The sequence below is a fragment of the Rhodosalinus sp. genome (assembly GCF_041685465.1).
GTDB lineage: Bacteria > Pseudomonadota > Alphaproteobacteria > Rhodobacterales > Rhodobacteraceae > Rhodosalinus.
Genome location: NZ_JAWLFS010000181.1, coordinates 1 through 6,271, shown reverse-complemented (window position 1 = coordinate 6,271; position 6,271 = coordinate 1). Strand labels below are relative to the sequence as shown.

3 protein-coding genes are annotated in these 6,271 nt (G+C 73.6%); all 3 read left to right on the top strand.

Going from position 1 to position 6,271, the window contains the following annotated elements:
* The first annotated feature begins 23 nt into the window (after positions 1 to 23).
* Complete coding sequence (locus ACESL7_RS11685) at positions 24 to 4,862, top strand: SDR family NAD(P)-dependent oxidoreductase (RefSeq protein ID WP_372893499.1); 4,839 nt, start codon at positions 24 to 26, stop codon at positions 4,860 to 4,862.
* Between the two features lie 4 nt (positions 4,863 to 4,866).
* Entirely contained in the window at positions 4,867 to 5,874 is a 1,008-nt protein-coding gene (locus tag ACESL7_RS11680) for a glycosyltransferase (RefSeq protein WP_372893498.1), read from the top strand.
* The coding region (locus ACESL7_RS11675; protein ID WP_372893497.1) for a formyltransferase family protein at positions 5,871 to 6,271 on the top strand (401 nt) is incomplete at its 3' end. The genes ACESL7_RS11680 and ACESL7_RS11675, both read left to right, overlap by 4 nt.

Genomic DNA, 6,271 nt, shown 5'->3' with positions numbered 1-6,271 from the left:
CCGGCACGCCGCAGCCGGTCTTCATGTTCCCCGGCGGCGGCGCGCAATACGTCGGCATGGCGCGCGACCTCTACGAGACCGAGCCGGTCTTCGCCGACTGGATCGACCGCGGCCTCGACGTGCTGCAACCGAAGCTCGACTACGACATCCGCGCGCTCTGGCTGGCCGAGGGCGCCGAGGCGGAGACCGCCGCGCGGCGGCTGACGACGCCGTCGGTCCAGCTGCCGCTCATCATGATCGTCGAGGTCGCGCTGGCGAGGCTCTTCGAAAGCTGGGGCGTCACGCCGGCCGCGCTGATCGGTCACTCGATGGGCGAGAACGCGGCCGCCTGCATCGCCGGCGTCATGCGCTTCGAGGACTGCATCGGGCTGGTGCACCTGCGCGGGCGGCTGATGGACGAGGCGGAGCGGGGCGGGATGCTCTCCGTCGCGCTGCCGGCCGACGAGCTGCGCGCGCGCCTCGGTCCGGACCTCGACCTCGGGGCCGAGAACGCGCCGGGCCTCTCGGTCGCCTCCGGCCCGCAGGCCGCGCTCGACCGGCTTCAGGCAGAGCTTGCCGCCGACGGGATCGAGGCGACGCGCATCGCCATCGACATCGCGGCGCATTCGCGCCTGCTCGACCCGGTTCTGGACCGCTTCCGCGACTACCTGCGATCCATCCCGCTGTCGCCGCCGCAGATCCCGGTGATCTCCAACCGCACGGGCACATGGCTGACCGCCGAACAGGCGACCGACCCCGACTACTGGGTCGCGCACCTGCGCGGCACGGTGCGCTTCGGCGCCGGGCTCGCCACGCTGGCGGAGGAGCCTGCGCGCCTCTTCCTCGAAATGGGACCGGGCAAGGCGCTCTCGGCGCTTGCGCGACAGCAGCCGGGGATCGAGGCCAACAGGGTCGTCAACGCCCTGCGACACCCCGAGGACGCAGTGCTCGACGACGTGCATTTCATGGGCACGCTGGGCCGGCTCTGGGCGCTGGGGGCGCGTTTCGACTGGGGCCAGATCTGGGGCGAGGCGCGGCGCAACCGCGTGGTGCTGCCGACCTGTGCCTTTCAGCAGGCGCCCTATTTCATCGAACCCGCCGCGCCCGAGGCGCGCACAGACCCCACCCTGCCCGAGCGCATCGACGGGGTGGAGAACTGGGGCTGGCGGCTGCGCTGGCGCCCGGCCCATGCCGACTGCGATCTGGACGTGGCCGCGGGCGAGACGGGGCCGCCGCGCGCGTGGCTCGTCTTCGCCGACGACGCGGGGCTCGCCGACCGGGCCACCGCGCGGCTGCGCGCGGGCGGGCACACGGTGGTCGAGGTGCGTCCCGGCGACGCCTTCGCACGGGTGGGCCCGGACGCCTACACGCTCGCTCCCGAACAAGGGCGGGAGGCCTACGACCAATTGATCGGCGAGTTGCTCGCCGAGGGGCGCGCGCCCGAGCGCATCGCCCATTTCTGGCTGGTAACCGCGGACGAGAGCTTCCGCCCCGGGTCGAGCTTCTTCCACCGCACGCAGGAACAGGGCTTCTGGTCGCTGCTCTTCCTCGGACAGGCGCTCGCCGGCGAGACGCTGCCCGTGCCCCCGCACATCACCGTCGCAACCTCCGGCGCGGCGCAGGTCCGCGACGAGCGGCTCACCCACCCCGAGAAGGCGACCGCCGCGGGACCGGCGCGCGTGATCCCCCGCGAGCTGCCCGGCGTGACCTGCGCGATGCTCGACGTGGTCCTGCCCGAGGCATCGACCGGCGGCTGGCTGCGCCGGGGCGACGGGCGCGCCGCGGCGCTGGACGCGCTGGGCGTTCAGGTGCTGGAGGAGCTTCTGGCCGCCCCGTCGGAACATGTCGCCGCGCTCCGCGACGGACGCCGCCTCGTGCAGACGCCCGTGCCGGAGGTGCTGCCCGCCCCCGAGGCACCGCCGGTCGAGACCGGCGCGGCGGTGCTGATCACCGGCGGCTTCGGAGGTATCGGTCTCACGGTGGCCGAACGGCTCGCGCGCGACGCGGGCGCACGCCTGATCCTCGTCTCGCGAAGCGCCCTGCCCCCGCGCGCCGACTGGGCGGATGAACTCGCACGCCGCGCGCCGACCGATCCGGCAGCCCGCCGCATCCGTGCCGTCGAGCGGCTCGAGGCCGCGGGCGCAGAGGTCCTGCCTCTTCAGGCGGACGTGACCAATGCCGAAGACATGCGCGAGGTGATCGAGGTGGCAAGGGACCGCTTCGGCCGCATCTCGGGCGTGATCCATGCCGCGGGCGTGGTGGACGATGCGCCGCTGACGGCCAGGACCCAGGGCTCCGTCGAGGAGGTCCTCGCGCCGAAGCTGCATGGCACACAGGTGCTCGACGCGCTCTTCCCCGACGGCACGCTGGACTGGATGGTGCTGTTCTCCTCGACATCGACCGTCACCGCACCGGCCGGGCAGGTGGACTACGTCGCGGCCAACGAGTTTCTCAACGCCTACGCCCGCAGCCGTGCGGGCGGGCGGACCAGGGTGGTCGCGCTCGACTGGGGCGTCTGGGCCGAGGTCGGCATGGCCGCCGAGGCGATCGCGCGGCGCACGGGCGACGCGCCCGAGCCACCGCAAACGGCGATCGACGCGCCGCTTCTCGATGAGGCCACCTTCGACGGGGACGGGCATCGCCTGCTCACCGCGCGCTGGTCGACCGCCGCGCGCTGGGTGCTGGACGAGCACCGAACGCGGGACGGCCGCGCGCTTCTGCCCGGCTCGGGCTACCCCGAACTTGCCGCCGAGGCGCTGGCGGCACAGGGCGAGGACGGGCCGTTCGAGATCCGCGACCTGTGGTTCCTGCGCCCGCTCGAGGTCGCCGACGGGGCCGACCGGGAGATCCGCCTGCGCCTCGCCCGCGCGGACGAGGGCTACGCGATGGAAGTGCAGGCAGCCGCGGAGGTCGCGGGCCGCCGCGCCTGGGAGCGGACGGCCGAGGCGACCCTGGCGCGCCTGCCGGCAGCGACGCCCGCGCCGCTCGATGTCGCCGCGCTGGAGGAACGCTGCACCCGCGCCGTCGCCGGGGATGACGACGGCCTGCCCGCGGCGCAGGAGGCGCATCTCGCCTTCGGTCCGCGCTGGCGCGTTCTGACGCGCAAGGCGCTCGGCGACCGCGAGGGGGTAGCGCGCCTCCGCCTGCCGCCCGCGGCGACCGGCGACCGGGGCTTCACCCTGCACCCGGCCCTCATGGATATCGCCACCGGCTGGGCGATGGAGCTGATCGCGGGGTACGCGGGACGTGACCTCTGGGTGCCGCTGACCTACGGCCGGCTGCGCGTGCACCGCCCCCTGCCGGCGGAGATCGTGAGCTGGGTCCGGATCACCGATGCGGCGCACGCGGACGCGGCCACGGCCGCCTTCGACGTGACCCTCGCCGCGCCGGACGGGACCGTCTGCGTCGAGATCGAGGGCTTTCGGCTGCGCCGGATGGTGGGCGGGCTGGCCCGTCCCGCGGCGCCCGAGGCGCGCGAGGTGGAGTTCGACGCGGCCGAGAGGCAGGATGCGCCGCTCTCGCCGGCCGAGGAGCGGCTGGCGCACAACATCGCGCAGGGGATCACGCCCGAGGAGGGGGCCGAGGCCTTCCTCCGCGCGCTGGCCCGCGGCAAGCCGCAGACCATCGTGAGCTCCCTGCCCCTCGACGCGCTGGTGAAGCAGGCCCGCACGACTGAGGCGACGGCCGCCCCCGGCGCGCTTTTCGATCGCCCGGTGCTCGAGGGGGATTACGTGGCTCCCGAAACACCGACCGAGGAGGCGCTCGCGCAGATCTGGAGCGCGCTGCTCGGCGTCGCGCAGGTCGGCGCGGAGGACAGCTTCTTCGACCTCGGGGGGCATTCGCTCATCGCCGTTCGGCTCTTCGCTCGGGTCCGCAAGCGCTTCGGCGTGGACCTGCCGATCTCGGTGCTCTTCGAGGCGCCGACGGTCCGCGCCTGCGCGGCGCTCATCGAGGCCGAAACCGGCGGTGCCGGAGAGACCGCCGAGGCCGCCACGCCCGAGGCCGCCCCGGCGGTGCGTCGCTTCACGCATCTGGTCCCGATGCACGAGGGCGACGGCGGGCCGAAGACGCCCTTCTTCCTCGCCGCCGGCATGTTCGGCAACGTGCTGAACCTTCGCCATCTGGCGCATCTGATCGGGACGGACCGGCCCTTCTACGGCCTTCAGGCGCGCGGGCTCTACGGTGGCGCCGAGCCGCACCGGGATTTCGCCGACGCCGCGCGCGACATGATCGCCGAGATCCGTCAGGTGCAGCCGACGGGCCCCTATCTGCTCGGCGGCTTCTCGGGCGGGGGGCTGACGGCCTACGAAATGGCGCTGCAACTCACCGAGGCCGGCGAGGAGGTGGGCGCCGTCGTCGCCCTCGACACGCCGCTGCCGGGGCGCTTCGACCTCGCCCGGGAGGATCGGCTGCGCATCCACTGGCAGGAGCTGCGCCGGCAGGGGCCCGTCTATCCGGCGCGCTGGATCGCCGGGAAAATCCGCTACAAACGGTCCCTTCGCGCGAAGGCCGAGGCCCCTGCCGCGTCCGAGCACAGCTTCCACGACGCGGAGATCGTCGCCGCCTTCCACGAGGCGCTCGCGGCCTACGACATGCGGCCGTGGGACGGGAGGCTGGCGCTTTTCCGCCCGCCGCTCGCGCCGCGCTGGAGCGGTGCCGACGGGCGCATGATCAGCGCCGAGCGCGCCTATCTCGCGGAAGACAACGGATGGGGCTCCTGGGTCTCGCGGCTCGACGTGCACGAGGTGCCGGGAGATCACGATTCGATGGTGCTGGAACCCAACGCGCGGGTGCTCGCCCAGCGCATCCGCCGCGTCCTCGACGAGGCCGAGCGCGAGGTCGCGGCACGCCCGGCGCCGCCGACCCGGCAGGCGGCGGAGTGAACCGATGCCGCGGGTGCTGACCGTCCTGCTGAACTACCGTACCGCGGAGATGACGCTGCGCGCGGCCGAGGCGGCGCTCACCGCGCTCGACGGCATCGCGGGCGAGCTGGTGATCGTGGACAACGACTCGCAGGACGGCTCCTTCGAGCGGCTGAGCAGGGAAGCGGAGGCGCGCGGCTGGACCGCGGGCAATCGCCTGCGCGTTCTTCAGAGCGGGCGCAACGGCGGCTTCGGCGCGGGCAACAATGCCGGTATCCGCGCCGGGCTCTCGGACGGAAGCGCGCCGGAGTACGTCTATCTTCTGAACTCCGACGCCTTCCCGGCGCCCGATGCCATCCGGCGCCTGCTCGACGCGCTGGAAGCCGACCCCGGGATCGGTTTCGCCGGCAGCTACATCCACGGCCCCGACGGCGAACCGCACACCACCGCCTTCCGCTTCCCCTCGGTTCTGTCGGAACTCGAAGGTGCGGCGCGGCTCGGGCCTCTCAGCCGGCTGCTGCGGCGGCATCGCGTGCCGCTCGGCGTGCCGGAGGCGACGCGGCGGGTGGACTGGGTCGCCGGTGCGAGCCTGATGATGCGTCGCGCCGTGCTCGACGAGATCGGGCTCTTCGACGAGACGTTCTTCCTTTATTTCGAGGAGACGGAGCTCTGCCGTCGCGCGGCGTGCGCCGGGTGGCCCACGCTCTATGTCCGCGAAAGCCGCGTCGCGCATATCGGCTCGGTCTCCACCGGCATGAAGAGCCGGGATCGCATCCCGGGCTTCTGGCTCGACTCGCGCTGGCACTATTTCGCCAAGACCCACGGGCGGACCTACGCCGCCGCGGCGACGCTCGCGCGTCTTGCCGGCGGCGCGCTCTGGCAGTTGCGGCGGCGCATACAGGGCAAACCCCCGGTCGACCCGCCGCGCTTCCTGCGCGATCTGGCCCGCCACGACCTGCGCGCGCTCCGACAGGGCACCCCCGACGCGACGACCCCGCCCGCCCCGCTTCAGACCGGAGAGACCACGCCATGACTCCATTCAGCGCGATCCTGATCGGCAACGAGACGCTGGCGCTCCACTGCGGCGAGGCGCTGCTGGGGCGCGGCCACGCTCTCGCCGCCGTGGTGACGCGGCACCCGGACGTGGCCGACTGGGCGCGGGCCCGCGGGCTGCCGGTGGAGGTGCCGGGCACGGATCTCGCCGACCGGCTGCCCGAGGCGGACTGGCTCCTCTCCATCGCCAATCTGGATCTTCTGCCCGAGACCGTGCTGGCCCGCGCGCGCCGCGGCGCGGTGAACTTCCACGACGCGCCGCTGCCCGATTACGCGGGGCTCAACGCGCCGGTCTGGGCGCTTCTGAACGGCGAGGCGCGGCACGGTGTGACCTGGCATATGATCGCGGACCGCATCGACGCGGGCGCGGTACTGGT

Excerpts from the sequence above, each read along its gene's own strand:
- ACESL7_RS11680 (WP_372893498.1), top strand. The coding sequence starts at position 4,867 with ATGCCGCGGGTGCTGACCGTCCTGCTGAACTACCGTACCGCGGAGATG.
- ACESL7_RS11685 (WP_372893499.1), top strand. The coding sequence starts at position 24 with ATGTTCCCCGGCGGCGGCGCGCAATACGTCGGCATGGCGCGCGACCTC.